The sequence below is a fragment of the Phenylobacterium ferrooxidans genome, from assembly GCF_042714595.1.
Lineage (GTDB): Bacteria > Pseudomonadota > Alphaproteobacteria > Caulobacterales > Caulobacteraceae > Phenylobacterium > Phenylobacterium ferrooxidans.
In genome coordinates this window covers 1-26,441 of record NZ_JAOTJD010000053.1, presented here as the reverse complement: position 1 = coordinate 26,441, position 26,441 = coordinate 1, and the positions used below count along the sequence as shown (strand labels likewise).

The following is a 26,441-nucleotide window of genomic DNA, read 5'->3' as shown; positions in this document are numbered from 1 at the left end:
CCGATCACGTCGACCGGCAGGGCCGCGTCCTCAGGCGTACCGGCGATGAACGAGCCGGTGACCACCACTTCTTCAACCGTGGCGGAGTCGTCCTGTGCAGCGGCGGTCCCGGCGAGTCCCATCGTCAGGGCCACGGCCAGAATCGAACCACCGCAGAAATAACTGCTTTTTGACATCAATGTTTCCTTTCCCCCTCCAACGGCCTGTCCCCAGTTAGAAATGCCTGGAGGCTAAGCGGCCGTAGAGTGGCGCGATCATCGGTTGTCTCGGCCGCGAGCGCCAGAGCAGGTTTGGATTGTTTCCCGTTCGAAACGGGCAGCGTCAGCCGCTAAGCTTTTGACATAACTGACAAATATCTCGCGCCTATACATACCGGCAACAGGAAAACTTTCAGGTCTCGCCATCCAGGCGGGTATCGGTTTGGTTTTGCAGGTGTTTTCTGGGGGCCAATTTTATATACCACTGTTCGGATCGTGCCGGTCCTTCGAAAAAACCGACCGGTCGGTCGGGAGGTGGCGGAAGGGCCAAAAAAGGCACTGTTGCAACACCGCCGCACTTTTCGGAAAAAGGCTTCGCGGCGGAAAGCGGGCTGACGCCACGTCAGGTGACGACCTGCTTGCGTGACCCTCGCCGCCTGGCCCGACGGACCGTCTCCGAGCGTGGCCGGTCCGCGAGCAACCCGAAGTCGGGTGAGAAAGTAGCCGAGACTTGGCTTGGCCGCCGCGGCGAAGGCGTCCTCCGCCGTCTCCACGATGGGCGCGCCGGGGCCGCTGAAGGAGGCGTTCACCCACGCTCCCCGCCGGGCCACGGTCGAGATGGCTTGCCGCCTAGGCGTGTTCGCCCGGGTGCGGCGCTCCTTGTTGAGGAATCGCAGGAGGCCGCCCTGATCCAGCACCCGAGCCGCTGCCGTCGTGGCCAAAGCGCAATCGCGTGAGCAAGCACCGCAGCCGCTTGGTTTGGGCGACCTGTCTCGCCGCACCTGTCACAGCTGGCGAAGCGCCCGGCCTCGGGACGCGAAGGAAGGTGGTGGTGGGAAACGGATGGTGGACGTGACAGGGATTGAACCTGTGACCCCCTCGATGTCAACGAGGTGCTCTCCCGCTGAGCTACACGTCCAGACCGTCAGGTCTCCCTTTCGGGAGCGGAGGCGGCGGTATAATGGAGCACCGTTTCCGGCGCAAGCGCGGCTTTAGGCGGCCGCCATCATGCGCTCGACCTCGGTGACGATCTCCCGCAGGTGAATGGGCTTGGACAGCACCTTGGCGCCGGGGGGGGCGCTCTCGCCGGCGGCGAGAGCGACGGCGGCGAAGCCGGTTATGAACATGATGCGCAGGCCAGGATGCCTGGCGGCCGCCAGGCGGGCCACCTCGATACCGTCCATGCCCGGCATGACGATGTCGGTGAGCAGCAGATCCCAATCCTGGTCGAGAACCGCAGCAGCCTCTTCGCCGTCGGCGCAGGCGGTTACGTCATAGCCCGCACGTTCCAGGGCGCGGCTGAGGAAGCCACGCAGGGAATCGTCATCTTCGGCCAAGAGAATCCGGGGCATGGGTGTTCCGCGCGAAGGGTTCAGAAGCGCACACCATAGTGGGCCAGATGTAAACTCGCGATGAACCATCCTGGCGCGCCGCGCTGATCGTTTGACCGCTCACGGCGCGCGCCGTCATATGAAAGCCGATGACCGCCTTTGAGCCCCTTGTCGCCGACGCCGCCGCGCCCACGCCCGCGCCCTCCTTCGACATCTGGCGCGCGGGTCTCGACGGTCAGCCGGCGCCCACCCCCCTGGTCTTCGCCTCCCCTCATTCCGGCCGCCTCTATCCCGCCGACATGATGGCCGCCACGGCGCTGGACGCCGTCGCCATCCGTCGGTCCGAGGACGCCTTCGTCGACGAACTGATCGAGGCCAGCCCCAGCCTGGGCGCCACGGTCATCGCCGCACGCCTCGCGCGCGCATATATGGATGTCAACCGCGAGGCCTTTGAACTCGACCCCGGCATGTTCGCAGACGAGTTGCCGGAATTCGCCCGCGGCCGGTCGGCGCGCGTGGCGGCTGGCCTGGGAGCCATCGCCCGGGTGGTGTCGGAAGGTCAGGAGATCTACGCCCGCAAGCTGACCTTCGCCGAGGCGCGCGGCCGCATTGAGCTTGCCCACGCCCCTTATCACGCCGCCCTCGCCCGCTTGCTGGGAGAGGCGCACGCCGCGCACGGCTTCGCGATCCTGGTGGACTGGCATTCCATGCCGGCCGCGGCGGCCCGGTCCGGTGGGGGCGCCTGCGACATGGTGCTGGGGGACCGCTTCGGGGCGGCCTGCGCGCCCATCGTGACTCAGAGAGTGGAGCGGGAGCTGGAGGCGCTGGGTTACCGCGTCGCCCGCAACGCGCCCTATGCTGGCGGCTACACCACCGAGCACTACGGCCGCCCGGCGAGGCGAACACACGCCTTGCAGATCGAGATCAGCCGGGGGCTCTATCTGGATGAGGCGCGCCTTGAGACCACCGAGGGCTTCGCCAAGTTGAAGCGCGATCTGCAGCAGCTCACCGCCATGCTGGCGGGAGCCGACTGGAGCGGGTTGAAGACCGCCTAGACAGGCCCCGGGGGCGCCGTTTCTTCCCACGCCTACGCCGCCCGGGCGTCAGGCCAAAAAAAAGCCGGACCCGAAGGCCCGGCAGTTCATTAGGGAGGAAACGCCCAGGAAGGGCAGAGGCGACAGGGCCGCCTCACAGGATTACAAGTACAGTGCGGCGCACAAAACTTCAAGGTCGAATGCGTTGAAGTCGTAAGTTTTTTTGTCGCACAATGAAATTGTCGTTAACTTTCAATGATATGAATTTCGACAATGTGCGGTATAGGACATGCTGCATCGCACAACGACACAACCATATGGTCCACGCCCGCGACGAGATTGCGCTGGTGAAAGCCCCCGCGCTCGCTTACAAGCCGCGCGCCCTTCCCGAGATAAGAATTTAAATGTCGCTCCGCAACATCGCCATCATCGCCCACGTCGACCACGGCAAGACCACGCTCGTCGACCAACTGCTCGCCCAGTCTGGCGTCTTCCGCGCCAATGAGGCGACGGTCGAGCGCGCCATGGACTCCAATGACCAGGAGCGCGAGCGCGGGATCACCATCCTGGCCAAGTGCACCAGCGTGCTGTGGAACGGCGAAGCGGGCGAAACTCGCATCAACATCATCGACACCCCCGGCCACGCCGACTTCGGCGGCGAGGTCGAGCGGATCCTCGGCATGGTGGACGGCTGCGTCATCCTGGTGGACGCCGAGGAGGGCGTCATGCCCCAGACCAAGTTCGTCCTGGGCAAGGCGCTGAAGATGGGCCTGAAGCCCATCCTCTGCCTCAACAAGGTCGACCGGCCCCACGCCGATCCCGACCGCATCCTGAACGACGCCTTCGACCTGTTCGCCGCCATGGGCGCGACGGACGAGCAGCTGGATTTCCCGCACATCTACGCGTCGGGCAAGAACGGCTGGGCGACTCTCGACATGGCCAAGCCCAACGACAACCTGGCCCCCCTGTTCGACCTGATCGTGCGCCACGTGCCCGAGCCCAAGGTGGTCGAAAACAAGGATAAGCCCTTCCAGATCCTGTCGGTGCTGATCGAGAACGACCCCTTCCTCGGCCGCCTGCTGACCGGCCGCATCCAGTCGGGCAAGGCCACGCCCGGCATGGCGATCCACGCCCTGTCGCTGGACGGCAAGGAAGTCGAGCGCGGCCGTATCACCAAGGTGCTGGCCTTCCGCGGCCTGAAGCGCCAGCCCATCGAGGACGCCGAGGCCGGCGACATCGTCGCCATCGCCGGCCTGTCGAAAGCCACCGTGGCCGACACCCTGTGCGCCATGGAGGTCACCGAAGCCCTCCCGGCCCAGCCGATCGACCCGCCCACCATCTCCATGACCGTCTCGGTGAACAACAGCCCGCTGGCCGGCCGCGAAGGCGACAAGGTGCAGAGCCGCGTGATCGCCGCGCGCCTGCTGAAAGAAGCCCAGTCCAACGTCGCCATCCGGGTGACTGAGACCTCCGACAAGGATGCCTACGAGGTCGCCGGCCGTGGCGAGCTGCAGCTGGGCGTGCTGATCGAGAGCATGCGACGCGAGGGCTTCGAACTGTCGATCAGCCGTCCCCGCGTGGTGTTCCAAGTCGACCCGGAGACGGGCGATCGCCTGGAGCCGATCGAAGACGTCATGATCGACGTCGACGACGAGTTCACCGGCATCGTCATCGAAAAGCTTTCGGCCCGGAAGGCCGAACTGAAGGACATGGGGCCGTCGGGCGCTGGCAAGACCCGCATCAGCCTCATGTCGCCGTCACGCTCGCTGATCGGCTATCAGGGCGAGTTCCTCACCGACACCCGCGGCTCGGGCGTGCTGAACCGCGTGTTCAGCCACTACGAGCCCTACAAGGGCGCCATCGACGCGGGCCGCAAGGGCGTGCTGGTCTCCAACTCCGACGGCGAGACGACGGACTTCGCCTTGTGGAACCTGGAGGACCGCGGCTTCATGTTCGTGGGCGGCGGCGAAAAGACCTACCAGGGCATGATCATCGGGGAGAACTCGCGCGCCGACGACCTGGACGTCAACCCGATGAAGGCCAAGGCGCTCAACAACATCCGCGCATCCGGCAAGGACGAGGCTGTGCGCCTCACCCCGCCGCGCCGGATGACCCTCGAGCAGGCCATCGCCTATATCGAGGAAGACGAGCTGGTCGAGGTGACGCCCAAGTCGATCCGCCTGCGCAAGCAGGTGCTGAACCCCAGCCTCCGCAAGCGCCGCGCCAAGGAAGAATAGTCCCTAGAGCGGCAGCTCCATGAAAACGTCGGCCCTCGCATAGGGGGTCGGCCGGGGCGGCGGTTGCACGAAGCCGGCGGCGCGGTAGACCGCGGGCGGATCCAGGCCTCGTTGAGCCGTTTCCAGGCCTCTGCGTGGTGGGTTCGAAGGCCGTGATCAGCATGGCTGGCATCTTGGCGCGGAAGCTGTGCTAGGCACATTCCCCGCTCAGGAGCGCGCCATGGCCCATCCCGTCTACGCCAACCTTCCGACCACCGTGTTCGAGGAGATGTCGGGCCTGGCCCGGGAGCTGGGCGCCATCAACCTGGGCCAGGGTTTCCCCGACGACCCCGGCCCCCTGGCGATCCGCCAGAAGGCGGCAGACGAGGTGCTCAACGGCTACAACCAGTACCCGCCCATGGCCGGCCTGCCACAGCTGCGCGAGGCGGTGGCCGGGCACTACGGCCGCTCGCAGGGCCTGGACCTGGACTGGAAGACCGAGGTCACCGTCACCTCCGGCGCCACCGAGGCCCTGGCCGCGGCCTTCCTGGCCCTGGTCGAGCCGGGCGACGAGGTGGTGGTGTTCCAGCCGGTCTATGACGCCTATCTGCCGCTGATCCGCAGGGCCGGCGGCGTGCCGAGACTGGTGCGGCTGGAGCCGCCGCACTGGCGGTTCGACCGGGCCATGCTGGCGGCCGCCTTCACCGACAAGACCCGCTTCGTGGTGCTGAACAACCCGATCAATCCGGCCGGCGTCGTGCTGCCTCGGGAGGACCTGGAGCTGCTGGCGGAGTTCTGCGTGGCCCATGACGTGACGGCCATCTGCGACGAGGTCTGGGAGCAGGTGGTGTTCGATCGCGCCGCCCACATCCCCTTGATGTCGCTGCCGAATATGCGCGGCCGGACGGTGAAGATCGGGTCGGCCGGGAAGATGTTCGGCCTGACCGGCTGGAAGGTGGGCTTCCTCTGCGCCGCCCCCGAGCTGACCCACGCCCTGGCCCGCGCCCATCAGTTCCTGACCTTCACCACGCCCCCCAGCCTGCAGGCCGCGGTGGCCTTCGGGCTGGACGAGCCGGGCGACTGGTTCACCGCCATGCCGGCCGGGCTTGCGCGGTCGCGGGACCGGCTGGGCGAGGGCCTGACCCGGGAGGGGTTCAAGGTGCTGGCCAGCCAGGGGACCTACTTCCTCAATGTCGACCTGGCCGCCTCGGGGGTCAGCGAGCCCGACCGGGCCTTCGCGCTGCGGGCGGTCAAGGAGGCCGGCGTCGCGGCCATCCCGGTCTCGGCGCTGTACGAGGCCGACCCGGTGACCAGCATCCTGCGGCTCTGCTTCTCGAAGGGGGACGCGACCCTGGACGGGGGGATCGAGCGGCTGGCCAGGGCGCGGGAGCTGTCGCGGAAGGCCGCCACCTAGCCAACATGTTGGTGGCCGCGGATGGAAGAAAACGACTTTCGCGCGCCTTCCCCACCATGCCTTACGGGGCCTGGGTTTGCGGCGATCCTGGCCAACCATCATTGGCCGACATGTGAGGGTCTGTATCGCCCTGGGGTGACGCCGAACTGCCGGCGGAAGGCGGTGATGAAGGCCGAGGGGCTGTCATAGCCACAGTCCAGGGCCGCCCCCGTCACCGAGCTTCCGGCGCACAGGGCGGCGACCGCGTGGATCATCCGGGCCTTCTGCCGCCAGGCCTCCAGGGAGAGGCCGGTCTCGCGCGGGAAGATGCGCTGCAGGGTTCGCAGGGAGGCGCCGGCGGCCCGCGCCAGATGGGTGAGGTCGCCGCGGTCGTCGGGCGCGGCCTGGACCTGCTCGGCCAGGGCCAGGGCGCGGGGGTCCAGGGGCAGGGGCAGGGCCAGGTCCTCGCGCGGGGCGGCCGCGATCAGGTCGATCAGCACCCCGGCCAGCCGCCCATGGGGCGCGACCGCGGGATCCAGCATGCCCAGGCTCAGGATGTGCAGCACCAGTTCGCGCAGCAGCGGCCCCACCTCCAGGACACAGGCCTCGGCGGGCAAGGGCCCGGCGATCTGCGGGGCGATGTAGAGGGTGCGCATGGCCACGGCCCCAGCCATGCGGATGGAATGGGGGCGCCGGGGCGGCAGCCAGACGGCGCGGGTGGCCGGCGCCAGCCAGGCGCGCCCCTGCGTCGTCACCCGCATCACCCCGGTGCGCCCATAGACCAGCTGGCCCCAGGGATGGTCGTGGTCGGCGATGACCATGCCGTCGGGATAGGTGGAGGCCAGGGACCGGACCAGGAAGCCGTCGCCGCTCACGTCGCGCGCTCGGCGTCGTACTGCATGGCGCCGATGATGTTGCCCTCAGGGTCTTCGAAATAGATCAGGTCGCCGACCCCCTCGATGCGGACGCGGGGCATGAGGACCCTGCAGCCGGCGGCCTCGACGGCGGCCAGGGTGGCGGCGAGGTCTTCGACCCCGAAGGTGGTCTCCAGGGCGTTGGTCTTCACCCCGGGGCTGAGTTCGCGGCGACCCTGCAGGGCGCCTATGAGCCCCTCGCCCACATCCCGGGTCTGGTAGAAGTTCGGCGGTCCCCAGGGGGTGAAGGTCCAGCCGAAGACCGCCTCGTAGAAGCGTTTGGCGCGGGGCACGTCGTCGGCGTTGATGGCGAAATGGCGGAGCGTGGCGGTCATGGGGCTCTCCCTGGTTGTTGGGAGAGGATGACTCCGAATGGCGTGGCGCGCTTGCGCGATTATGACGAGATATGTCGCAGACGCGCCAAGTCGGTCTTCACCGGGCCCGACGACGTCCCCCTCAATCCCCCTGGAAGCGACCCGGGCGTTTCTCGAAGAAGGCGGTGACGCCCTCGCGGAAGTCGGCCGAGCGGCTGGTGAGCAGGTACTGGTCGCGGTCCATGAAGGTGGCGGCGTGGGCGCCCCCGGCGACGGCGGCGTTGACGGCCTCCTTGGTCATGCGCACCGGCAGGGGCGGCAGGGCGGCGAGCCTGGCGGCCCAGGTGCGGGCCGCGGCCAGGGCCCCACCGGCCGCCGCCACCTCGTCGCAAAACCCCCAGTCCAGGCAGACCTGAGCGTCCGTCGCCTCGCCGAACATCACGAAGCGCTTGGCCCGGGCCGGCCCCACCAGGGCGGTGATGCGCGGCAGGCTGCGCCAACTCATGTTTATGCCCAGGGGAACCTCCGGCAGCCGCAGATAGGCGCCCTGGCCCATGATGCGGAAGTCGCAGGCCACGGCCAGGGCGCAGCCGCCGCCGATGCAGAAGCCCTCGATGGCCACGATCGTCACCGCCTCGATGGCCTCCCAGGCCTCGCACATGTCGGGGCCGGCCATCACCGCCTCGCGGGTCTCCAGCAGGGTCGGACGGGTGCGCTCCCCCTGGGCGGCTAGGTCGGCGCCGGCGGAGAAGTAGGTCGCCGCCCCGGTGAGGATGACGGCGGTGAGGTCGGGGCGCCGCCGCACCGACCGCGCGAAGGCGGCGAGTTCCTCCATCAGGGCGGTGTTGAGCGCGTTGCGGGCGGCGGGCCGGTTCAGGGCCACCTCCGCCACCGCGCCGGCGCGGCGGACGGTCAGGTGGTCCCAGGCGTGGGCGAATGGATCCATGGCGGCTCTCCCCTTTTGGGCTGAGGATCGCTCGCGCGGGTGAGGGGCGCAAGGATGGGAGGGCGGAGGGGGCGATCAGCCGATATGGCCGGCGCGCGACGCCTTGTCCTCACGCGCGGTCAGGCTTGACCGGTTCGACGGCCCCCTCACCCTGCCCTCTCCCCCGCAAGAGGGAGAGAGGAGGTGGTAGCTGGAGGTCCGCCGTCAAGCTCGCCTCTTCCCCCGGGGGGAGAGGGTTGGGTGATGGGGTCCCTCCACCGCAATGAGCGGGGAACAGGATCAGCCCTTCCCCACCCGTCTGTCGACCCCTAGAGCCCTTTCCCTTTAGACGGAATCGTCCAAAGGGATAAAAAGGGCGATTATATACTTTGCAAACCAGTCGGTCGGGCCTAGCCCGATGAAGGCGGCTGGTGGTACGACCCTTGCTCAAGCGTCCGAGAACCGGACGAGGGAAGCATGGACAATGCGTGACGCGGACGTCAGGGCGGCGGTGCGAGAAATGCTCGCGGTCGAGCACGCCGGAGACGTCGATACTAAAATCGTTGAGGAAATGGGCATCTGGTCTGGATCTGTTCGGATCGACGTCGCCGTTATCAACGGTCAGATCACCGGATATGAGTTGAAGAGCGACCGCGACACGCTGGAACGGCTCCCCGCCCAAGCAGAACTTTATAGCCGGGTGTTCGACAAGGTTTGCCTAGTGGTGGGGTCGAGACATGCTGGGAAGGCGCGCAGGATTGTGCCGCGCTGGTGGGGCGTGATCGTCGCAACGACATCAAAAGGCGCGGTGCGGTTGGACCACGTCAGAGAGGCTAAACCGAACCCTAAGCCCGATCCCCTCTTAGTCGCGCGGCTCCTGTGGCGCAGCGAGGCGTTGGAAGCGTTGGAGCGGTTCGATTTGGCGGACGGCTGGCGATCAAAGGCAGCGGGGCTATTGCATGAACGGCTGGCGACCGAGCTGCCCTTCCACGACCTATCCGACTTGGTGCGAGCGGCGTTGAAAAGGCGCGAAGGGTGGTTAGGGAAGCCGGTCGGCCACCAAGGTGAGGTGCCGGTTGGCCCCGATCTCGACCCAGGTCTGGCGGCTCCCTGGAGTGCCGGTGTTGGCTACAATCTGCTGAATCCTGCCATCACCCCAACAACCGACTAGGCCGCCGAACGCCGCGTGCCCGGAAAGGGTTTGGGCGTGGCCGAGATACTGGACTGGCATCTGTATGCCGTTGTTGCCAGACACCGGACGGCCCTTGATCACGAGCCATTCGTTGGCGACCGTGTATCTGACGCTGACAGTGGCGTTGCCCATCACGTAGGGCGGCGGCTCAGTCATGTCCGGGTGGGCAATTCCGTAATCGCCATAGTCGAGTTGGTACCCCACCTGCGCGTGGGTCGCCTGCCAAAGCTGCCAATCGAGTCGGGGCACCAGATTTAGGCCCAGACCCAGGTTACTCATATCCTTTGGCGCCGCAGAACCAGCTAGCGTTACCGAGCGCCAATCCTGGGCTTGCGGCAGGTTTTGCATCGAGTGCAACACGAGTTGGTCCAGCACCCCAGGCCCAAACTCAGCAATGTGGCCAGCGACCACCACAAGATCGACATTCTGAGGCTGCCAGCCGCCTCCTGCGAGCCAGCCAACGACGGCCTGTAGGTGTCCAAGCCTAACCTTTACCACCAAGCCGTTGCCTGCCGCCTGAGCAAGGGCGCCGACCACCTGCATGTACCCAGCGGGTGCGCCATACTCGACACAAGGAACGACCGTAACGCCCAGTGCAGTCAGGCCGTTGTAGGTCGTCTGCAAGTCCGCTCCCGATCCCGTGGCGTCGAAATTAAACAACCCATCGAGGCCAAGGCGTCGGCCCGTCCAAGCTGCCCCCACGCGGGCGATAAACGTAGCAGTGACGCTCGTCGCCAAATGTAAGATCGGAAACATCCGGTCTTTCGCGGCAGGCGTCAGGCTGAAAAGCGCATTAGCTTCTCCGGCCTTGGCGCGCAAAAGCGGAACGTAGCGATAGACCATGATGCCCCTCCCCAGGGTTCAACCAAAGGGAGTGTGACCGCTCGTCACTCGCGAGTCGAATCTTCTGACTTGCTGCGTGTCGATTCTTTCGTCGCGATCTTTTTCAAGGTTTCCTCGAAGTGCGCGGGGTCTTCGTCGGCCTCTAGCTCGCGGGCGAGGTCGCGGAACTTGTCGAGTTGCGGTCTAGCTTCGTCGCTCATTCCGCGAATATATCATGCATGGCCAACAAGTTCATATTCGCCGATGAGGCCGGCTGCTTCACCTTCAAGGACAAGCCGGGCGCAAGTCGGTTTTTTATCCTCGTGACCGTGGCGTCGAACAATTGGACGGTCTCTGACCGCCTGCTGAGCATTCGGCGGGAACTCGCGCTGAATGGCGACCCTGACCGCGACAAGCTGCACGCGACTACGGATCTACAGGAGGTTCGGAACGTCGTCTTCGACGCGATTTCCAAGGAAGACTTTCGCTGGGACGCCACAATCCTGGAAAAGCGGAAAGCCCAGCCTCAGACCCGCACCGATCACCCGACCTTCTATCGATATGCTTGGTACTACCACTTCAAGCACGTGGGGCGCCGCTACCTAGCGGACTGCGACAAGATGCTAATTACGTCTGCGGCGCTTGGCGAGAAGAAGACCAGGGCCGCCTTCAAGGCGGGCGTAAACGAGCCGGTCCAGCAGTTGGCGGCCCGAGAGCGCTGGGAGGTCGCTTTCCACGAGTCCTGCAAAGACCCCCTGTTGTGGGTTGCGGACTACTGCGCTTGGGCCGTGCAAAAGAAATGGGAGCGGGACGATCTGAGGTCATACGACCTGATCAAACGACAGCGGGGCTCCGAGTATAACCTCTGGAGCCCCGGCAAGGTATTCTATTACTAGGCAACCCGCTATCTCAGCTATCTCTCGCGAGAGGTGCTACCCAAGAGCATCTTCACTGAGCAAGGGTTAATGCCAAGATAGGCAAAAACCCGAAATATGTCAAGGGATTCAGCCAATTAGCTCCCAACGGTCTTAGACCGTTGATATCATTCAGTGTATTCATCGGCGACGCCTTGCGTCACCGATGGGGCTTAGTCCGCCACCGCGACCTTATGCGGCGGCGTCGCTTTTTGGGTTTCGGCTCAGTGGGCCGTGTCAGTTCCCCCTCGGTAGGTGAGCCGCTTGCCGACCACACCTTGCAGCGCCGTCATGGCGCGGGCGGTGTCATCCACACCCAGGGCCGCCCGGTTCGAATAGCGGAAGTCGAACTCAGCCAGATAGCGGTGCAGGTGTTGCTCGCCGCAGTGCTGATAGACGCCCTTCATGCCGCGCTTGAAGATGCTGAACGAGCCTTCGATGGTGTTGGTGTGGATGACGGGTGTGGAGTACCGGACGTACTCGCCCTTGCTGTGGTTGGTGGACTCGTGAGCGGCGAAGGTCTTGCCGACTCGAACGTAGTGGTCGGCCTGATCGGTCATCAGGTGGGCTTCGTGGGCGACGTTGGCGCTCACCAGGGCGGCGATGGTGGCGGGCTTCATGTCGTCCAGAACCATCGAACGCTTGGCGCCGGTGTTGCGCTCTAGGAGGCTCAGAACCTTCATCTTGTGGCCGATGCCCTGCTTGGGGGTCACGCCCTTGCGGATGCCGATGAAGGTTTCATCCACCTCGACCACGCCGCCGTCAGAACCGAACGGGGCAAGCTCACCCGAGCGCATGGCCTCGCGAATGCGATGGCTCAGGAACCACGCCGTCTTGTAGGTGATCTCCAGCGTGCGGTGCAGCTGGTGGCTGCTCACGCCCTTCTTGCTCGCCGTCATGAGGAAGATCGCTTGCAGCCACTTCGTCAGGGGCAGCTTGGACTCCTCGAAGATCGTGCCCATGCGAACCGTGAACTGGCTCTTGCACTGACCGCACTTCTTGAGGCCGAAGCGGACGCGCTTCTCAGGGTTCGGCTTGATGGCCGTGATGCGCTCGAAACCGCCGCACTTGGGGCACACCGGGCCGTTCGGCCAGATGGTGGCTTCCACCAGGTCGAAAGCGGCTTGTTCGTCGTGGAAGTAGGGGCGGGCGAGAACGGACATGAGCTTGATTCCTTGTAGGAATCTTGTAGCTCAGATCATCGGGTTTGCAAAGTATATAGTCGCCATAAAAAGGGCTCTAATTCAAAAAGTTAGAGCATGTTTCGATCCGATAACCGGTTCCCACTTATCGGAACATGCTCTAGGCCACCTCGGGGAGGTCCTCGTCGAAGACTTCGAGATCCTTGGGGCAAGGCAGGGAGGCGTCGCCGGCCAGGCGGGCCAGGAGGTAGGCGACGGCCTGCACCATGTCGTCGACGCTGTAGGGTTTGGCCAGCGAGCCCACCGCCACCGAGCGGGCGGCGGTGGCGCGGCGGGGCTGGCCACTGATGAACACCACCGGCACGCCGATGGCCTTGAGTTCGACGGCGAGCGCGATGCCGTCATTGCGGCCGTAGAGCTTGATGTTCACCAGGGCGAGGTCGGGGTTGCACTCCCGGGCCGCGGCCATCGCCTCGCCGGGGCGGCTGGTGAGGTCCATGACCTGATAGCCCGCGTCCTCCAGCCCGCTCTTGAGCGAGATGGCCGTCAGGATCTCGTCCTCGACGATCAACAGGGTGTGCGGCGTTTCCATGGGCGGGGCCTCCTTCAAAGGCTCGCGGCGGCTTGTCCGTCGGCGGGTAGGCTTGCACCAGGGCGACCTGGGTATGGGTGACAGTGACCGAGGTTCCGGGGTGGGCGGACTTGATCTCCACCACCGCCTCCAGCTGCCGGGCGAGGGCCTGGACGATGCTGGTCCCCAGGCCAGTGCGGCCCTGGCTGGGCTGGGCCGCAACGCCGGCTCCGTCATCGGTGACCGAAAGGGTCCAGTTGGGTCCGCGCACCTGGCAGTCCACGACGATTGTGCCCCCCCGATCGTCCGGGAAGGCGTGCTTGAGGGCGTTGATCACCAGTTCGGTGATGATGAGGCCCAGGCTGACGGAGGTGCGCGCCGCCACCATGCCGCCCTCGCCGGTGACCCTCAGGGAAATCCTCTCCGGGTCGGCGATCATGGAGGCGGCGATGTTGTCGCACAGGGAGATGAAGTAGGTCTGGAGCTGGACGGTCTCGGCGGCCGACTCACTGAGCTGGCGCTCCAGGGCGGCCACGGACATCACCCGGTTATGGGCGTCCTTGAGGTGGGCGCGGGTCTCGTCCGACTGGGTCCTGCGGGCGTTCTGCAGCAGGACGCTGGCGATGATCTGCAGGCTGTTGGCCACCCGGTGGCGCACCTCCGACAGCAGGACCAGGTTTTCGGCCAGGGCGTCGTCCTTGAGCTTCTGGTTGGCCAGGACCTGAGTGGTGTCGGTCACCGACATCAGCAGGCGCCGGTTCTCCAGGTCGAGATAGACCAGCCGCTGGGCGTGGATCAGCAGATGACGGGGCGAACGGCCGGGCCGCACGAGATCCAGTTCAAAGGCGTCGACCGGGGCGTCCCCCGCCGCCGTGGCGTCCAGCAGGGCGCGCAGGCGCGGCGTCTCCCACTCTCCCGCGCCGAGGCCAGAGAGAGGGCTGCCCACCGCCCTCTCGACATCGATCTCGAACACCCGGCCGAAGGACTGGCTGGCGGCGACGATGTTGAGATGCCCGTCCAGCAGCAGCAGCGGAGCCTGGGACGCCGCGACGACGGCCAGGGTGAGGCTGAGCGCGGCCTCCTCGGTGTAGTGCGGGCTTTGGGCCGCCATGAGCGCCCTTCAAAACGACTGGAGGCTCGCGAGACGAGAGCCTTACCCAGCTAGATTACACACTTTCTGCCCGATGACGGACGAAGTCTGTCGGATGACACACTCTAGCTCGGGATGTGTTGCATCACTTCGCGCCTACCGGAGGGAGCGGGTCAGGGGCGCGCCGGCCGGCTGCGGAAGATGTCCACCCCCTCGCGGCCGGTCTCCGCGAAGCCGAAACGGGCGTAGAAGCGATTGGCGTGGCTCAGCTCCAGGACCGTCAGGGTGACGGCGTGGCCCGCCGCGTCGGCCTCCGCCAGCAGGGCGCTCATCACCGCCCCGCCCAGGCCGGCGCCCTGGAACGCGGGGTCGAGGTAGAAGTGCTCGATTTCCCACGCGTCTTCGCGCGGGCCGAAGGCGACGCAGCCGGCCAGGGCCGGGCCGACCCGGATCAGCCGCGTATGCTCGGGGCGGAAGCTCTCGATGAAACGGGCCCGCGCCCGCTCCGGCGTAAAGCGGCCGACCCGCTCCAGGCTTTCGCGCAGGGCGGCGACCCGCAGGGCGACCAGGGTTTCGAGGTCGGACGCGGAGGCCGGGTGGAAGGTGAAATTCAACAAACCCTCCTCCGTTCCCTGCCCGTCATGGCCGGGCTTGTCCCGGCCACCCATGATCGCCGTGGCGAAGCTTGCGCGCGGCGGCGCCGTTGGCGCGATCTGGGCGGAGACGGAGATCATGGGTCCCCGGGACAAGCCCGGGGATGACGGTTGTTGGGTGGAGCGCGCCCGGTAGGGTCAGCAGGTGGACCCGCCGTCGACGACCACGGCCTGGCCGGTCATCCAGGAGGCGGCCTTCGACGCCAGGAAGACCGCGGCGCCGGCGATGTCGTCGGGCTCGCCCAGGCGGCGCAGGGGGTTGCCGGCGCTGGAGCGCTTCTCGGCCTCGGGCGTGTCCCACAGGGCCTTGGCGAAGTCGGTCTTCACCAGGCCCGGCGCGATGCAGTTGACCCGGATGTTGTCGGGACCAAACTCTTGGGCGAGGTTGCGGGCCAGCTGGAAGTCGGCGGCCTTGGAGATGTTGTAGGCGCCGATGCCGGTGGAGCCGCGCAGGCCGCCGATGGACGAGATGATGATCACCGCCCCGTCGCGGCGCTCGCGCATCTGCGGGGCGGCCATCTGGATCAGCCAGTTGTTGGCGATGATGTTGTTGTCCAGCACCTTGCGGAAGGCGTCGTCGGTGATCTTCGACATCGGGCCGAAGAAGGGGTTGGACGCGGCGTTGCAGACCACGATGTCGATGCGGCCCAGCTGCTTGGTGGTCTCGTCCACCAGGCGCTGAAGGTCTTCCTTCGAGGAGATGCTGGCGGGGATGGCGATGGCCGCGCCCGGATGCTTTGCGTTGATGGCCGCGGCCACCTCGTCGCAGGGTCCGGCCTTGCGCGAGGAGATCACCACCTTGGCGCCGTGCTCGGCCATGCGCTCGGCGATGGCCTTGCCGATCCCGCGCGAGGACCCGGTGATGATGGCGACCTTGCCGGTCAGATCAAACAGCTCACCCATGAGCGCATCTCCCTAAAACAGATGTTTGGTTTTATGGGCTGGCATTTGCGGGATGGGGCGACGTTGCGTCAAGGGTGGGTGCGCCTGGTCAGGGTTCCCTGGGCGGGGCGCAGGAGGCGGTCGCCGTCCTTCAGCGCCGACCGGGTGAAGACGTCGTCGGTGAGTTCGGGCGCGTCATCGGGGTCCGTCCCGATGGGCGTCTTCCTGTTCCCTGGCATGGCGGCTTCTCGTCGGCGGCGCGGCGTGTGGGGCTTCCCGAAGGAATACCGCGGTAGGGCAGACAAGGCGGAGCCTGTGGCCCCTGGGTCCCGGCTCTCCGCTGCGCTACGGCCGGGATGACGGGTGGGATGAACCTTTCCTCCCCCGTAAACGGGGGCGGAAAAGCGAGATAGGGTGCGGGCTTCTCGAACGCCCCCTCACGGAGACCCCCATGACCCGCAACGAGCAGATCATCACCGACTTCATCGCCGCCTGGTCGCGGTTGGACGCCGAGGAACTGGTCCAGTTCTTCACCGAGGACGGGACCTATCACAACATGCCGACCCGGCCGGTGAGCGGGCGCGCGGCCCTGACCGGGTTTATCGCAGCCTTCCTCAAGGACTGGAGCAGCACGCAGTGGGAGGTGCTGAACCTGGTCTCCAACGGGGACGTCGTGATCGCCGAACGGATCGACCGGACGGTGGTGGCGGGCAAGCCGGTGGACCTGCCCTGTTGCGGGGTGTTCGAGATGCGGGACGGCAAGATCGCGGTCTGGCGGGACTATTTCGACATGGGGACCTATGTCGGCGCCCTGAAGGCCTGAGGCCGCCGCCTCGGCTTACCGAACCGTCGCCAGGAAGGCGGTGACCTCGCCCACGAACCAGGCCCGCTGGTCGCGGTGGACATAGTGGCCGCCGGCCGGGGCGGTGCGGTGGAGGGCGCCGGGATAGCGGGCGGCGAGGTCGGACTGGGCCTGGGTCCAGAGGCTGTCGAACGGCTTGGGCCCCGGAGCGCGCGACAGCACCAGGACCGGCTTGCCGGTCGCCGGCGCCAGGGCGTCCACCTGGGCGACGGTGGCCTCCAGGGCGGCGACCTCGGCCTGGGCGCCCTTTGGGGCGAAGGTCATCATGGCCGGGGTGGCGACGCACATGGACAGGCCCGCGGCCCGGCAGCGGGCGGTGAAACCGGCGGGGCGGGACTCCTCCAGGATCAGGCCGGCGACGGCGTCCGGGTGATGGGCGGCGAAATACTCCGCATAGAGACCACCGATGGAATGGCCGGCCAGGATATAGGGGCCGGGCACGCCGGAGGCCGCCAGCAGGGCCTCGAGCTCGCGGGCCACGGCCGCGGCGTCGCGGGGGCCGGCCGGCGCGCCGCTGCCGCCGTAGCCGGCGCGGTCATAGAGGATGACGGTGGCGTGGGCGGCGAGGTCCGGGGCGACGTCGCGGAACGAGGCCATGCCGTCGCCGAGGCCGGAGATCAGCACCAGGACCGGACGGCCCTGGCCCTGGACCTGGTAGGCGACCGCATGGCCGTCGGCCTGGGCGACGGACGCGGGGGGCGCGGCGCTGGCGCTGGTCCCGAACAGGGCGCCGGCGGCCAGGGCGGCGGCGAAGACCCCGTGGCCAGGGCTCGACACGCGACGGCCGCGGATCAGGCGCGCGGCCAGCCAGGCGGCGGCGGCAAGGTCGAAGGTCATGCAGAAGGCCGGCCACCAGGGCGGGACGCCGGGATTGTCCACCAGGCTCGCGTGGAACAGGTCCTGTATCCCGTGGGCGGCCAGGGCCGCCACGACCCACCAGAGATTGGTGCGGAAGCCCAGCACCGCCACCGCCGCGAAGGCGACTAGGCCCAGGGTCTCGATCCCGAGGGCCGGCATGGAGCCCCCCAGGACGGCGAAGAGGTCGTAGTAGGAGGCGATCACCACCAGGACGACCGGATAGAAGGCCCGTCCACGGTCGAAGCCCACAACGGTCGCAAAGGCCCCCACCGCCAGGCCGAGGCCCGCGCCCACCAGATATTCCATGTGCGTCTCTCCTTGAGATCCAGATGCAAGCTAGGGGACGGCGGGTCTGGCGAAAATGTCAGATAGATCGCAGATCGCGCCACGGTCGGGAGGCTGCGCGGGCGCTGGAAACAGGAGCCAAGGCCCCCTATGAAGCGGGACAACAGCAAAGGGAGAGCGCCAATGTTTTCGCACATCATGATCGGGACCAACGACGTCGAGCGGGCCAAGACCTTCTATGACGCGGTGCTGGGGACGCTGGGGGTGCCGGCGGGGAATATCGATGGCGGGCGCCGCGTGTTCTACCGCACCAAGACCGGGGTGTTCTCGGTGACCAAGCCGATCGACGGGGAGCCGGCCTCGGCGCCCAACGGCGGGACCATCGGGTTCGCCTGTGAGTCGCCCGAACAGGCCGACGCCTGGCATGCGGCGGGCGTGGCCAATGGCGGCACGGCCATCGAGGAGCCGCCCGGCGAGCGCGAGGGTTCGGGGCTGTACCTGGCCTATCTGCGCGATCCGGACGGCAACAAGATCTGCGGGCTGTACCGGATGCCGCGGGGGTAGGCGCTCCGAGCGGGGCGGGGCACGACGGCGCCCCCTCCGCTCATCCGGGCGAAGGCCGGAACCCAGGTTCATCCCGCCGGCCTGGAATTGATCCGTTCGTGTGGTTCGTGTGGTTCGTGGATAATCTGGCGGGCCTTCGCGGCGGCGTAGGTGGAAGAATTGGAACCACGAACCACACGAACGGAGATCCTGATCGAAGGCCCGAGGCGAATCTGGGTCCCGGCCTTGACTGCTTCGCGCCGCCCTTCGGGTCGCCGGGATGAGCGGTTCTTAGTCGAAGTCGAACATGACGTCGTCGGGGTTGGGGCGGTGGCCGCCGGCGCTGGCGTAGAGGGCCATGGCCGGGGTGTTGGAAGCGTTGGTGAAGACGAACATCTCGTCCCAGCGGCCGGTGGCGCCAAGGTCGCGTAAGCGCGCCAGCATGGCCTTGGCCAGGCCTCGGCGCTGGAAGGCCTCGTCCACGTCCACCGAGTAGATGAACAGGCTCACGGCCTCGAACCGGCGCAGGACGTGGCCGTAGATGAAGCCGGCGACGACGCCGTCCTCGATCGCCACCACATTGACCAGGTCGGGATCGGCCAGGTGGCGGGTGGCGGCCTGGTGGCTGATGGGCCCCTCGTCGGTGAGGGTCACGGCGTCCACCAGCAGGGCCTCGTCGCCGGCGCCCAGGATGCGGATATCCATGGGGCTAGCGGAAGGCGAGCCTGCCGCCCAGGACGCGGCCCTGGCGGGCGAGGGCGGCGGCGGTCAGCAGCAGGCGGGTCATGGCGGGCTCCCTTCGGTGTCTCATCAGATCAGTTCGCGCGGTGGCTGGCGAGGTTACGTCCGGCCGCGCTAAAGAGACGCCATGATCCCCTGGGAACACCTGGACACCGCGGTCGTCCCCGATGGGGGCGGCGAGCTGCGGCTGATGCGGCGGGGCGCCGAGTATTCGATCATGGCCGGCGCCATCGAGCTGATGAACAGCCGGCTGAGCGGATCGGAGGAGGCCCTGGCCACCCTGGTCTGCGCGCGGGTGGGGCCGGCGGCGCGGCTGCTGATCGGCGGCTATGGCATGGGGTTCACCCTGCGCGCGGCGCTCGCGGCGCTCGGGCCGCAGGCGTCGCTGGTGGTGGCCGAGCTGGTCCCCAAGGTGGTGGACTGGGCCCGCGGGCCGATGGCGCACCTCTCGGCCGGCGGCCTGGAGGACCCGCGCGTCAGCGTCGTGCTGGGGGATGTGAGCCGGGCGATCGCGGCCGGCGCCAAGGCCTATGACGCCATCCTGCTGGACGTGGACAACGGCCCCGAGGGGCTGAGCCGCAAGGAGAACGACCGGCTCTACAGCCGCGAGGGCCTGGCGGCGGCGCGGCGCGCCCTGTCGCCCGGCGGGGTGCTGGCGGTGTGGTCGTCGGGGCCCAGCGAGGCCTTCACCCGGCGGCTGAAGTCGGCGGGGTTCGACGTCGAGGTGGTTCCGGTGCGGGCCGGCGGCGGCAAGCGCGGCGCGCGGCACGTGATCTGGCTGGCGGTGAGCCCGTAACATCGGCTTTCCTCCCCCGCTGCGCAGGGGAGGAAGGGGTTCGTTAAGTACTGTTACTCGCGCGTCATGTATGGACGGGCTGTAATGTCCTTAAATCTCTGTCATTACCTGGTATTCACAAGACTTACGAAGTCGATCCCCGTATCTCGAAGTCATCGGCGGCGCAACGCGGCCAACCACATTCGAGACCTTAGAGGGACCACCCCATGTTCAAGCTGACCCACACCGTTTCCGCCGTCGCCTCCCTGGCCCTGGCCGCCGTTCCCATGCTGGCCCTGACCACCGCCGCCCACGCCGCCCCGCTGTCGGTGAGCGTCGGCGACCTCTCCACCGCCGCCGGCGTCGCCGCCTTCGAGCAGCGCATCGACAAGGTGGCGGGCCATGTCTGCGAAGCCCAGGCCCAGGGCGTCGGGACCCGGATGGTCAACACCAGCGGCTGCCGCGAGGCGGTGCGCGCCGAGGCCATCGACAAGCTGAGCGCCGCCCAGCGCAGCCAGATCGCCGCCAGCGGCGTCTCGCAACTGGCCGCCCGCTAGGATCTCCTTCCTCCCCAGTCGGGAGACTCCAGCCTGGAAGCCCGCCCTCACCGGCGGGCTTCTTTGCGTTCGGGCGCGGTTACGTTGCGATCCCACCTGTTACCGTCCGTTAAGTAACGTGACGCGTGTGGCGAATATGTACTTTACGTAATGATCTTAAATCTCTGTCATTACTTGAACTTCACGGGACATTGGCGAGCGGCGGGTCTATCTCATCCGTCATCGGCGGCGTGTCGCCGCCCACCACATCAGAGACTTAAGAGGGAAGCCACCATGTCCAAGCTCACCACCAAGATCGCCGCCGCCGCCACGCTCGCCCTGGCCGCCATCCCCATGCTCGCCCTGACCACCGCGGCCCACGCCGCGCCGGTGAACCTGAAGGTGGGCGACCTCTCCACCGCCGTCGGCGTCGCGGCTTTCGAACAGCGCCTGGACCGCGTGGCCAAGACCATGTGCGCCGCCCAGCGCCTGGACGTCGGGACCCGCATGGTCAAGACGCAGGGCTGCATCGAGGCGGTCCGCGCCGAGGCCATGGACAACCTGACCCAGTCGCAGCGCAGCCAGGTGGCCGCCTACGGCCGCTCGGAACTCGCCGCCCGCTGAGGCCCCTCCTTCCTCCCCAGCCAGGAGGCCTCAAGCCTGAAAGCCCGCCCTCCCCGGCGGGCTTTTTTGCGTTTGGCGGACGCGTGGTCATGGGCCTAACCATGGGGCCAGGAGGACCCCATGCCGCAGTTCCGCACGATCGACCTGCCCGATGTCTCGCTGCGGGTGGCGATGGAGGGACAGGGCCCGCTGGTGGTCCTGGTGCACGGGTTTCCGGAGAGCTGGTACAGCTGGCGTCACCAGATGGGGCCGATCGCCCAGGCCGGCTTCACCGCCTGCGCCATCGACGTGCGCGGCTATGGCGGGTCGGGCAAGCCCGCCGAGGTCAGCGCCTATGACATGGAGCACCTGGTGGGCGACGTGGCGGCCCTGGTGGAGCAGCTGACCCCCGGCGAGAAGGCGGTGCTGGTGGGTCACGACTGGGGGGCGCCGATCGTCTGGAACACGGCGCTGACCCGCCCCGACCGGGTGCGGGCGGTGGCGGGGCTGTCGGTGCCCTATACGGGGATTCCGAAGACCAGCTTCATGGACCTGGTGGACAAGGTGTTCACCAGCCGCGGCAAGTTCTTCTACCAGGCCTGGTTCCAGGAGGTGGGGCCGCCGGAGGCCGAGCTGGAGGCCGATCCGCGGATGAGCCTCCGCAAGTTCTACTACGCCATCAGCGGCGACGCGCCGGACGGGACCTGGCCCAACGACAAGGTCCACGGCCAGAGCCTGCTGGAGGGCCTGGTGGATCCCGATCCGTTCCCCGCCTGGCTGAGCGACGCCGACCTGGACTATTACGCCGCCGAGTTCGCGGGGTCGGGGTTCTTCGGCCCCGTCAGCCGCTATCGCAACCACCAGCGGGACTTCGAATATCTGTCGAGGTTCGCCGGCCGCAAGATCGAGCAGCCCAGCCTGTTCATCGGCGGCGAGCGCGACCTGGTGCTCTCCATGCTGGGCCGGGGAAACCTGCTGGAGATCATGGGCGAGGAGATGACCGACCTGCGCGGCGCCGACATCCTGGAGGGCTGCGGCCACTGGACCCAGCAGGAGCGGCCGGACGAGGTGAACGCCCGGCTGATCCCCTGGCTAAAGGGGCTCTAGGGCAGGGCGGCGGTCAGGCCGCGACGGTCGGCTCGCAGAGCCAACGCTCGGCCTGGCTGAAGCCCGCCACCGCGCCGCGCACCATGGCCTCGCAGGCCTTGTCGGAGACCGCGCCCTCACGCTCGGCGATCAGCACGAACTTGCGCCAGCGCTCGCCGGCCTCCGCGCCATAGGGATCGAGGAAGGACAGGCCCTTCATGTTGAGGCCGCGGGCGGCGACCTGGCGGGCGATGGCCTTGCCGCCCAGGGTCAAGGCCTCCAGCACATAGAGGCGGCCCATGGCTTCGGCGCTGTTGGCGGGGGCGGGGATGCGGCGCCCGGTCTGGGGCTGGCCCCCAAGCACGGCCAGGTCGCTGGTGAGTTCCACCGACCGTCGTCGCCCGGCATAGCCGAGGCCGACGATATCGGAGAGCAGGGGCGCCATCGCCGACTCCGACCCGACGTGCCAGGCGTGGAAACGCTCCGCCAGACGGCGCCGGGCGGCCGGCGCCGTCAGCTGCTCCACGATGTCGAGCCGCGTCTCCAGACGCTGATGCGCGTCGGCGGTAGCGGCGCGTAGCCGGCCCAGAACAGTTTCGACCATGTCATTTTCCGTGGCGTAAGCGCACCCGAAGCTGGGACTAGCAGGGCCCGAACGGCTGCCCGTCGCCGGGGCGACGATCAACCACTGGTCAGCGCTGCGCCCAGCCAATCGATGAAGAGGTGGGCGGAGGCGGACTGGTACCTGTCTCCGGAGGGAATAGCCACCAGCCCCTGCTCAAAGGCCGCAAATCCGCAGGGCGCGCGCAGGCGACCGTCGGTCAGTTCGGCGCCGATCAGCCGGCGCTCCACCAGGGCGACCCCCAGGCCCGCCAGCGCGGCCTCGATACAGAGATGGGTGTGGGGGAAGCTGAGCTCGCGCGCGCCGGTGATCCTGCGGCCGGTGGCGGCCGACCACTGGTCCCAGGCGCTGGAGGTGAAGTCGTGGGCGATGCGGCAGGGGACGGCCACGTCGGCCCCCAGGATCTCGTCCAGCGGGTAGCCCGGCGCGCAGACCGGGCCGAAGGCGACGGGGGCCAGCGGGAGGGCGCGGGCCTGGTCGGCGGCGGGGAAGCCCTTCCAGTCCCAGGCGATCACCAGGTCGGCGCCCTCGTCACGCAGCTCCCGGGCCGAGGTCATGGACAGGCGCACCCGGACCTGGGGATGGGCGCGGTAGAAGTCGGCCAGGCGCGGGGCCAGCCAGCGGGTGGCGAAGGTGGCGCTGCAGGCGACATGGACGCCAGGGCCGCGGGCCTCGTCGCGCACGCGGCGCCATCCCTGCTCCAGCCGGTCGAGGGCCTCGGCCACCACGGGCTGGAGGGCGATCCCTTGCGCGTTCAGGCGCAGACCGGCGCCGGCCTTGTCGAACAGAGGCCCCCCCAGGTGATCCTGCAGGCTGCGGAGCTGGCGGCTGACCGCGCCGTGGGTGCGGCCAAGCTCCTCGGCGGCGCGGGTCACCGACCCCAGGCGCGCCGTGGCGTCGAAGGCCCGCAGGGCCGAGAGGGGCGGAAGCTGGCGCATCTGTGAGAATTCCTCACTGATCAGCGCGGACTAGTCAATTTTATTGGCCCCTGGGTTGGGAGATGGTGAAGCCCCGGTGATGAAAGCTCACACATGCCCGCCCTGACGACGATCGAAGACCTGGAGGCTCTTTACGGCCAGCCCGGCCCCGCCTCCACCCTGAAGGAGCTGGACCGGCTGAACGCCGAATACCGCGTGGTGATCGCCGCCTCGCCCTTCGCCGCCCTGGCCACGGTGGGGCCGGAGGGCCTGGACTGCTCGCCGCGTGGGGACGCCGGCGAGGTGGTGCGGATCGCTGACGACAAGACCCTGCTGATGCCCGACCGGCGGGGCAACAACCGCGCCGACTCCCTGCGCAACATCGTGCGCGACCCCCGGGTGGCCCTGCTGTTCCTGATCCCGGGGTCGGGCTCGACCCTTCGGGTGAACGGCCGGGCGGAACTGCGCACGGACCGGGATCTGCTGGAGGCCTTCCGCAGGTCGGGCAAGCCGCCGCGCTGCGTGATGGTGATCACCATCGAGACGGTGTTCTTCCAGTGCGCCCGGGCGGTGATCCGGGCCGACCTGTGGAACCCGGCCAGGCATGTGGATGTGTCGCGGCTGCCGAGCGCCGGGCGGATGCTGAGCGCGGCGAGTCAGGGCGCGCAGGGCGGGGACGCCTATGACGCCGAGTGGCCCGCCCGGGCGGCGGCGAGCCTGTGGTGACCTAGTCCCCCGCCTCCACCATGGCGAAGGTCTTCTCCCCCATGGCCAGGAGGCGCGGATCGTCGACGCGGCCGGCGTCGGTGAGGACCACGGCGTAGTTCACGGCCCAGCCCGCGGCCCGCGCCCAGGTGGCGTCGCTGGCGCCGTAGGCGGCCATGGCGGCGTGGCGGGACTCGCGGTCGGGCAGCAGCATCCAGAGACTGGAGAGGTCGGTGGCGCGATCGCCGCGGCACATGTCGCCCCAGTCGATGACGGCGGTGAGGCGGCCGTCCTGGGAGAGTACGTTGCGGGCGTGGGGGTCGCCATGCAGCCAGGTCGGCTCGATGTCGATGGGCGTGGCGAGCGCGCGGTCCCAGACGGCGCGGACGCGCGGGGTGATGAGGTTCGTCTCGGCGGCCAGCCGTGCCAGGCGCGGGGCGAGGTAGTCCACACGCTCGGCCAGGGGCACGCCGCGATGAGGGTTGTGCGGCGCGTCGCCAGGCGCCGGCTGGTGCAGAGCCTTGAGGAAGCCGGCCAGCACAGGCGCCTGGTCTGCGTTCAGGGGATCGCGATCAACCGAGCCGCCGGGCATCCAGGGCAGGACGCTCCAGGGCCAGGGATAAGCCTCGCTGGCGACACCGAGGCGAAGGGGCGCGGGGATCGGCAGGGGCAGGCGCGGCAGGGTCGGCAGCCACCGCTGCTCGTTTTCGATCAGCTCGACCCCGGCCAGGCGGCGCGGCATCCGCACGGCCATGTCGTCGCCGAGCCGGAACATGTCGTTGTCCCATCCCGAGGCGACGAGGCGGATCGGAAGGTCAGCGAGGTCAGGGTGCTGGGCGGTCAGCAGGGCGCGCACCAGGGCCTCGTCGATCTCCACCTCAGCGGGGGGCACGCCGACGGTGGGGTTGCGGATCGGGGCGTTCACCGGGGTGACTCCGTGAGAAAGCTGGTGTATCGCGGTTTCTGTCATGACCCGCACCGCCGCCCAAGCTTGGTATTTTAGCTTTCCGACGCCCCTGGCGGAGGAAGGACTTGGCTTGACGTGACAGCGTCCTAGACAAGCACCCACCCACCGCCAGTCACCCTGGCGGTTTTTTTATGCCCGCCACGGTGACCTCCCCGACCCGGAGATCCCCATGTCCAGCACCGACGACCTTCGCATCGCCAGCCTCACCGAGCTCAGCCCGCCCTCGCAGGTGATGGCCGAGTTCGCCCGCACGCCCGCCGCCAGCGCGACAGTGACCGCCGCCCGCAGCGCCCTGCACGCCATCCTGCACGGCCAGGACGACCGGCTGGCGGTGGTGATCGGCCCCTGCTCCATCCACGATCCGGAGGCCGCCATGGACTATGCCGGCCGGCTGCTGAAGCAGCGCCAGCGGTTCGGGGCCGACCTGGAAATCCTGATGCGCGTCTATTTCGAGAAGCCCCGGACCACGGTCGGGTGGAAGGGGCTGATCAACGATCCCTATCTGGACGGGACCTTCCGCATCAATGAAGGCCTGCGCCTGGCGCGCGGCCTGCTGCTGGATATCAACGACATGGGGCTGCCGGCGGCGGTGGAGTTCCTGGACGTGATCACGCCCCAGTACCTGGCCGACCTGGTGGGCTGGGGGGCGATCGGGGCGCGGACCACAGAGAGCCAGATCCACCGCGAGATGGCCTCGGGACTGTCCTGCCCGGTGGGGTTCAAGAACGGCACCGGCGGCGATGTGAAGATCGCCGTGGACGCCTGCAAGGCCGCCAGCCAGCCGCACCATTTCCTGGCGGTGAGCAAGGACGGACGCTCGTCCATCGCCGCCACCACCGGCAACGAGGACTGCCACGTGGTGCTGCGGGGTGGGACGACGACCAACTATGACACCGCCAGCGTGGCGGCGGCCGCCGCGGTGATCGAGGCGTCGGGCCTGCGTCCCTCGATCATGATCGACGCCAGCCACGCCAATTCGTCGAAGGACCCCGCCAACCAGCCCCGGGTGATGGACGACGTGGCCCGGCAACTGGCGGCCGGCGAACGCCGGATCGTCGGCGTGATGGTGGAGAGCCACATCGAGGCCGGTCGCCAGGACCTCGTGGCCGGCCAGCCGCTGGTCTACGGCCAGAGCATCACCGACGGCTGCATCGACTGGGACACCTCGGTGGCGGTGCTGGAGCGCCTGGCCGAGGGGGTCCGGGCGCGGCGGCGGGTGACGGCGGCGGGGATGAGGGAAGGGGCGATGGCCTGATCTTTCCTCCCCCATTCATGGGCAGGGCTATCGCATATGACCGAGCATTGAGAAGAGGAAGGCGTCATCCCATCCGGCCCGCTTGATTTTGGTCTT

28 protein-coding genes, 1 tRNA gene and 3 pseudogenes are annotated in these 26,441 nt (G+C 67.9%); 13 read left to right on the top strand and 19 right to left on the bottom strand.

What is annotated here, in order from left to right:
- Positions 1-1,041 precede the first annotated feature (1,041 nt).
- Together OCL97_RS20545 and cpdR are read right to left on the bottom strand one after the other, a co-directional pair.
- Positions 1,042-1,116, bottom strand: a tRNA-Val gene (locus OCL97_RS20545).
- Positions 1,117-1,189: 73 nt separating this feature from the next.
- Positions 1,190-1,549, bottom strand: a complete 360-nt coding sequence (cpdR, locus tag OCL97_RS20540) for a cell cycle two-component system response regulator CpdR (protein WP_304781296.1) — start codon at positions 1,547-1,549, stop codon at positions 1,190-1,192.
- A 128-nt stretch (positions 1,550-1,677) separates the two neighbouring features.
- Between cpdR and OCL97_RS20535 the strand changes: the two genes are divergently transcribed.
- The 3 genes from OCL97_RS20535 (at position 1,678) to OCL97_RS20525 (ending at position 6,192) form a co-directional block, all read left to right on the top strand.
- On the top strand, positions 1,678-2,583 hold the full coding sequence (locus OCL97_RS20535) for an N-formylglutamate amidohydrolase (protein ID WP_377371582.1): 906 nt from the start codon (positions 1,678-1,680) through the stop codon (positions 2,581-2,583).
- Between the two features lie 383 nt (positions 2,584-2,966).
- The gene (gene typA / locus OCL97_RS20530; RefSeq protein ID WP_377371581.1) at positions 2,967-4,799 is read left to right on the top strand and encodes a translational GTPase TypA; all 1,833 of its coding nucleotides are present in this window, start codon (positions 2,967-2,969) and stop codon (positions 4,797-4,799) included.
- A 220-nt stretch (positions 4,800-5,019) separates the two neighbouring features.
- Entirely contained in the window at positions 5,020-6,192 is a 1,173-nt protein-coding gene (locus OCL97_RS20525; protein WP_377371580.1) for an aminotransferase, read from the top strand.
- A 98-nt stretch (positions 6,193-6,290) separates the two neighbouring features.
- On the opposite strand, the gene OCL97_RS20520 is transcribed toward OCL97_RS20525, so the two are convergent.
- The 3 genes from OCL97_RS20520 to OCL97_RS20510 all read right to left on the bottom strand — a co-directional run bounded on the left by OCL97_RS20520 (position 6,291) and on the right by OCL97_RS20510 (position 8,345).
- Positions 6,291-7,046: an AraC family transcriptional regulator gene (locus OCL97_RS20520; RefSeq protein WP_377371579.1), complete on the bottom strand. Its 756-nt coding sequence runs from the start codon at positions 7,044-7,046 to the stop codon at positions 6,291-6,293.
- Positions 7,043-7,420: a VOC family protein gene (locus OCL97_RS20515; protein ID WP_377371578.1), complete on the bottom strand. Its 378-nt coding sequence runs from the start codon at positions 7,418-7,420 to the stop codon at positions 7,043-7,045. Before OCL97_RS20515 ends, OCL97_RS20520 begins: the two co-directional genes overlap by 4 nt.
- Positions 7,421-7,541: 121 nt before the next feature.
- Complete coding sequence (locus OCL97_RS20510; RefSeq protein WP_377371577.1) at positions 7,542-8,345, bottom strand: enoyl-CoA hydratase/isomerase family protein; 804 nt, start codon at positions 8,343-8,345, stop codon at positions 7,542-7,544.
- A gap of 397 nt (positions 8,346-8,742) precedes the next feature.
- On the opposite strand from OCL97_RS20510, the pseudogene OCL97_RS20505 reads away from it, so the two are divergent.
- Positions 8,743-9,345: pseudogene (locus OCL97_RS20505) on the top strand (sce7726 family protein); the annotation flags it as partial.
- An 18-nt stretch (positions 9,346-9,363) separates the two neighbouring features.
- Here the strand turns inward: OCL97_RS20505 and OCL97_RS20500 are convergent.
- Both OCL97_RS20500 and OCL97_RS20495 read right to left on the bottom strand, forming a co-directional pair.
- Positions 9,364-10,359, bottom strand: coding sequence for a beta family protein (locus tag OCL97_RS20500; protein WP_377371576.1), 996 nt, complete (start codon positions 10,357-10,359; stop codon positions 9,364-9,366).
- Positions 10,360-10,403: 44 nt separating this feature from the next.
- Complete coding sequence (locus OCL97_RS20495) at positions 10,404-10,559, bottom strand: hypothetical protein (RefSeq protein ID WP_377371575.1); 156 nt, start codon at positions 10,557-10,559, stop codon at positions 10,404-10,406.
- 18 nt (positions 10,560-10,577) lie between these two features.
- Here OCL97_RS20495 and OCL97_RS20490 point away from each other — a divergent pair, with 18 nt between their 5' ends.
- Positions 10,578-11,234, top strand: a complete 657-nt coding sequence (locus tag OCL97_RS20490; RefSeq protein ID WP_377371574.1) for a DUF3800 domain-containing protein — start codon at positions 10,578-10,580, stop codon at positions 11,232-11,234.
- Between the two features lie 242 nt (positions 11,235-11,476).
- Here OCL97_RS20490 and OCL97_RS20485 read toward each other — a convergent pair whose 3' ends face one another.
- The 7 genes and pseudogenes from OCL97_RS20485 to OCL97_RS20455 all read right to left on the bottom strand — a co-directional run.
- Positions 11,477-12,415, bottom strand: coding sequence for an IS1595 family transposase (locus OCL97_RS20485; protein ID WP_377371573.1), 939 nt, complete (start codon positions 12,413-12,415; stop codon positions 11,477-11,479).
- A gap of 139 nt (positions 12,416-12,554) precedes the next feature.
- Positions 12,555-12,986 (bottom strand): response regulator, encoded by a 432-nt coding sequence (locus OCL97_RS20480; RefSeq protein WP_377371572.1) that lies wholly within the window; start codon positions 12,984-12,986, stop codon positions 12,555-12,557.
- A gap of 88 nt (positions 12,987-13,074) precedes the next feature.
- Positions 13,075-14,076, bottom strand: a pseudogene (locus OCL97_RS20475) (sensor histidine kinase); the annotation flags it as partial.
- 152 nt (positions 14,077-14,228) lie between these two features.
- Complete coding sequence (locus OCL97_RS20470; RefSeq protein ID WP_377371571.1) at positions 14,229-14,789, bottom strand: GNAT family N-acetyltransferase; 561 nt, start codon at positions 14,787-14,789, stop codon at positions 14,229-14,231.
- Between the two features lie 57 nt (positions 14,790-14,846).
- Positions 14,847-15,611 carry an SDR family oxidoreductase gene (locus OCL97_RS20465; protein ID WP_304781325.1) on the bottom strand — a complete coding sequence of 255 codons (765 nt, stop codon included), beginning with the start codon at positions 15,609-15,611 and terminating at the stop codon, positions 14,847-14,849.
- A gap of 68 nt (positions 15,612-15,679) precedes the next feature.
- Positions 15,680-15,829 (bottom strand): hypothetical protein, encoded by a 150-nt coding sequence (locus OCL97_RS20460; RefSeq protein WP_305761132.1) that lies wholly within the window; start codon positions 15,827-15,829, stop codon positions 15,680-15,682.
- A gap of 54 nt (positions 15,830-15,883) precedes the next feature.
- Positions 15,884-15,949 (bottom strand): annotated as a pseudogene (locus tag OCL97_RS20455) (hypothetical protein); the annotation flags it as partial.
- A 92-nt stretch (positions 15,950-16,041) separates the two neighbouring features.
- Here OCL97_RS20455 and OCL97_RS20450 point away from each other — a divergent pair.
- On the top strand, positions 16,042-16,413 hold the full coding sequence (locus OCL97_RS20450; protein WP_377371570.1) for a nuclear transport factor 2 family protein: 372 nt from the start codon (positions 16,042-16,044) through the stop codon (positions 16,411-16,413).
- A gap of 15 nt (positions 16,414-16,428) precedes the next feature.
- On the opposite strand, the gene OCL97_RS20445 is transcribed toward OCL97_RS20450, so the two are convergent.
- Positions 16,429-17,616, bottom strand: coding sequence for an alpha/beta fold hydrolase (locus tag OCL97_RS20445; protein ID WP_377371569.1), 1,188 nt, complete (start codon positions 17,614-17,616; stop codon positions 16,429-16,431).
- A gap of 162 nt (positions 17,617-17,778) precedes the next feature.
- Here OCL97_RS20445 and OCL97_RS20440 point away from each other — a divergent pair, with 162 nt between their 5' ends.
- Positions 17,779-18,159 carry a VOC family protein gene (locus tag OCL97_RS20440; protein WP_304781336.1) on the top strand — a complete coding sequence of 127 codons (381 nt, stop codon included), beginning with the start codon at positions 17,779-17,781 and terminating at the stop codon, positions 18,157-18,159.
- 270 nt (positions 18,160-18,429) lie between these two features.
- Here OCL97_RS20440 and OCL97_RS20435 read toward each other — a convergent pair whose 3' ends face one another.
- The gene (locus OCL97_RS20435; protein WP_377371567.1) at positions 18,430-18,843 is read right to left on the bottom strand and encodes a GNAT family N-acetyltransferase; all 414 of its coding nucleotides are present in this window, start codon (positions 18,841-18,843) and stop codon (positions 18,430-18,432) included.
- 163 nt (positions 18,844-19,006) lie between these two features.
- On the opposite strand from OCL97_RS20435, the gene OCL97_RS20430 reads away from it, so the two are divergent.
- The 4 genes from OCL97_RS20430 to OCL97_RS20415 all read left to right on the top strand — a co-directional run bounded on the left by OCL97_RS20430 (position 19,007) and on the right by OCL97_RS20415 (position 21,900).
- The gene (locus tag OCL97_RS20430; RefSeq protein WP_377371566.1) at positions 19,007-19,675 is read left to right on the top strand and encodes a spermidine synthase; all 669 of its coding nucleotides are present in this window, start codon (positions 19,007-19,009) and stop codon (positions 19,673-19,675) included.
- A gap of 206 nt (positions 19,676-19,881) precedes the next feature.
- Positions 19,882-20,211: a UrcA family protein gene (locus tag OCL97_RS20425; protein ID WP_377371565.1), complete on the top strand. Its 330-nt coding sequence runs from the start codon at positions 19,882-19,884 to the stop codon at positions 20,209-20,211.
- 273 nt (positions 20,212-20,484) lie between these two features.
- Positions 20,485-20,814 (top strand): UrcA family protein, encoded by a 330-nt coding sequence (locus tag OCL97_RS20420; RefSeq protein ID WP_377371564.1) that lies wholly within the window; start codon positions 20,485-20,487, stop codon positions 20,812-20,814.
- 120 nt (positions 20,815-20,934) lie between these two features.
- Positions 20,935-21,900, top strand: coding sequence for an alpha/beta fold hydrolase (locus tag OCL97_RS20415; protein WP_377371563.1), 966 nt, complete (start codon positions 20,935-20,937; stop codon positions 21,898-21,900).
- 13 nt (positions 21,901-21,913) lie between these two features.
- Here OCL97_RS20415 and OCL97_RS20410 read toward each other — a convergent pair whose 3' ends face one another.
- Together OCL97_RS20410 and OCL97_RS20405 are read right to left on the bottom strand one after the other, a co-directional pair.
- Positions 21,914-22,483, bottom strand: coding sequence for a biliverdin-producing heme oxygenase (locus tag OCL97_RS20410; RefSeq protein ID WP_377371562.1), 570 nt, complete (start codon positions 22,481-22,483; stop codon positions 21,914-21,916).
- Between the two features lie 77 nt (positions 22,484-22,560).
- Positions 22,561-23,439, bottom strand: coding sequence for a LysR substrate-binding domain-containing protein (locus tag OCL97_RS20405; RefSeq protein WP_377371561.1), 879 nt, complete (start codon positions 23,437-23,439; stop codon positions 22,561-22,563).
- 93 nt (positions 23,440-23,532) lie between these two features.
- Here OCL97_RS20405 and OCL97_RS20400 point away from each other — a divergent pair, with 93 nt between their 5' ends.
- Positions 23,533-24,144: a pyridoxamine 5'-phosphate oxidase family protein gene (locus OCL97_RS20400; protein ID WP_377371560.1), complete on the top strand. Its 612-nt coding sequence runs from the start codon at positions 23,533-23,535 to the stop codon at positions 24,142-24,144.
- A gap of 1 nt (position 24,145) precedes the next feature.
- Here OCL97_RS20400 and OCL97_RS20395 read toward each other — a convergent pair whose 3' ends face one another.
- Entirely contained in the window at positions 24,146-25,048 is a 903-nt protein-coding gene (locus OCL97_RS20395; RefSeq protein WP_377371559.1) for an aminoglycoside phosphotransferase family protein, read from the bottom strand.
- Positions 25,049-25,259: 211 nt separating this feature from the next.
- Between OCL97_RS20395 and OCL97_RS20390 the strand changes: the two genes are divergently transcribed.
- The gene (locus tag OCL97_RS20390; protein WP_377371558.1) at positions 25,260-26,345 is read left to right on the top strand and encodes a 3-deoxy-7-phosphoheptulonate synthase; all 1,086 of its coding nucleotides are present in this window, start codon (positions 25,260-25,262) and stop codon (positions 26,343-26,345) included.
- Positions 26,346-26,441: the final 96 nt, after the last annotated feature.

Coding starts and splice junctions, on each gene's coding strand:
- cpdR (WP_304781296.1), bottom strand. CDS start 1,549: ATGCCCCGGATTCTCTTGGCCGAAGATGACGATTCCCTGCGTGGCTTC.
- OCL97_RS20535 (WP_377371582.1), top strand. CDS start 1,678: ATGACCGCCTTTGAGCCCCTTGTCGCCGACGCCGCCGCGCCCACGCCC.
- typA (WP_377371581.1), top strand. CDS start 2,967: ATGTCGCTCCGCAACATCGCCATCATCGCCCACGTCGACCACGGCAAG.
- OCL97_RS20525 (WP_377371580.1), top strand. CDS start 5,020: ATGGCCCATCCCGTCTACGCCAACCTTCCGACCACCGTGTTCGAGGAG.
- OCL97_RS20515 (WP_377371578.1), bottom strand. CDS start 7,420: ATGACCGCCACGCTCCGCCATTTCGCCATCAACGCCGACGACGTGCCC.
- OCL97_RS20510 (WP_377371577.1), bottom strand. CDS start 8,345: ATGGATCCATTCGCCCACGCCTGGGACCACCTGACCGTCCGCCGCGCC.
- OCL97_RS20500 (WP_377371576.1), bottom strand. CDS start 10,359: ATGGTCTATCGCTACGTTCCGCTTTTGCGCGCCAAGGCCGGAGAAGCT.
- OCL97_RS20495 (WP_377371575.1), bottom strand. CDS start 10,559: ATGAGCGACGAAGCTAGACCGCAACTCGACAAGTTCCGCGACCTCGCC.
- OCL97_RS20490 (WP_377371574.1), top strand. CDS start 10,578: ATGGCCAACAAGTTCATATTCGCCGATGAGGCCGGCTGCTTCACCTTC.
- OCL97_RS20485 (WP_377371573.1), bottom strand. CDS start 12,415: ATGTCCGTTCTCGCCCGCCCCTACTTCCACGACGAACAAGCCGCTTTC.
- OCL97_RS20480 (WP_377371572.1), bottom strand. CDS start 12,986: ATGGAAACGCCGCACACCCTGTTGATCGTCGAGGACGAGATCCTGACG.
- OCL97_RS20470 (WP_377371571.1), bottom strand. CDS start 14,789: ATGATCTCCGTCTCCGCCCAGATCGCGCCAACGGCGCCGCCGCGCGCA.
- OCL97_RS20465 (WP_304781325.1), bottom strand. CDS start 15,611: ATGGGTGAGCTGTTTGATCTGACCGGCAAGGTCGCCATCATCACCGGG.
- OCL97_RS20460 (WP_305761132.1), bottom strand. CDS start 15,829: ATGCCAGGGAACAGGAAGACGCCCATCGGGACGGACCCCGATGACGCG.
- OCL97_RS20450 (WP_377371570.1), top strand. CDS start 16,042: ATGACCCGCAACGAGCAGATCATCACCGACTTCATCGCCGCCTGGTCG.
- OCL97_RS20445 (WP_377371569.1), bottom strand. CDS start 17,616: ATGGAATATCTGGTGGGCGCGGGCCTCGGCCTGGCGGTGGGGGCCTTT.
- OCL97_RS20440 (WP_304781336.1), top strand. CDS start 17,779: ATGTTTTCGCACATCATGATCGGGACCAACGACGTCGAGCGGGCCAAG.
- OCL97_RS20435 (WP_377371567.1), bottom strand. CDS start 18,843: ATGGATATCCGCATCCTGGGCGCCGGCGACGAGGCCCTGCTGGTGGAC.
- OCL97_RS20430 (WP_377371566.1), top strand. CDS start 19,007: ATGATCCCCTGGGAACACCTGGACACCGCGGTCGTCCCCGATGGGGGC.
- OCL97_RS20425 (WP_377371565.1), top strand. CDS start 19,882: ATGTTCAAGCTGACCCACACCGTTTCCGCCGTCGCCTCCCTGGCCCTG.
- OCL97_RS20420 (WP_377371564.1), top strand. CDS start 20,485: ATGTCCAAGCTCACCACCAAGATCGCCGCCGCCGCCACGCTCGCCCTG.
- OCL97_RS20415 (WP_377371563.1), top strand. CDS start 20,935: ATGCCGCAGTTCCGCACGATCGACCTGCCCGATGTCTCGCTGCGGGTG.
- OCL97_RS20410 (WP_377371562.1), bottom strand. CDS start 22,483: ATGGTCGAAACTGTTCTGGGCCGGCTACGCGCCGCTACCGCCGACGCG.
- OCL97_RS20405 (WP_377371561.1), bottom strand. CDS start 23,439: ATGCGCCAGCTTCCGCCCCTCTCGGCCCTGCGGGCCTTCGACGCCACG.
- OCL97_RS20400 (WP_377371560.1), top strand. CDS start 23,533: ATGCCCGCCCTGACGACGATCGAAGACCTGGAGGCTCTTTACGGCCAG.
- OCL97_RS20390 (WP_377371558.1), top strand. CDS start 25,260: ATGTCCAGCACCGACGACCTTCGCATCGCCAGCCTCACCGAGCTCAGC.